This is a genomic window from Psychrobacter sp. TB20-MNA-CIBAN-0197 (genome assembly GCF_040309765.1).
GTDB classification, from domain to species: domain Bacteria; phylum Pseudomonadota; class Gammaproteobacteria; order Pseudomonadales; family Moraxellaceae; genus Psychrobacter; species Psychrobacter submarinus.
This window is the reverse complement of sequence record NZ_JBEOPC010000730.1, coordinates 1-266: the sequence shown is the minus strand read 5'-3', so window position 1 is coordinate 266 and position 266 is coordinate 1. Positions and strand designations below refer to the sequence as shown.

At 40.2% G+C, this 266-nt stretch carries 1 protein-coding gene; it reads left to right on the top strand.

Annotated features, from left to right (window positions below):
• Positions 1-266, top strand: a 266-nt coding sequence (locus AAEY83_RS15750; RefSeq protein ID WP_351060451.1) for a hypothetical protein, incomplete at both ends; no start/stop codon positions are given.

The following is a 266-nucleotide window of genomic DNA, read 5'->3' as shown; positions in this document are numbered from 1 at the left end:
CAACATAGCCAAGCAATACAAACTGCACAGACTAAGCAGCTAGAAATTAAAACGACCATGCAAGACGCACGCACCGAGCTTAACGATTTAACAACCGAGAAGCTTGATGAAACCTATAAGCAACTCAGTGAGCAAAAAACTCAGTACTTTGCAGTACAAACACAGCTGCGTACCTTACAAGAAAAAGTAAATCAACAGCTTAATGCTTTAAAAACCGAGCAACACGCACAGCAGCAATTACAAAACCAGCATGTTGAGTTAACTAA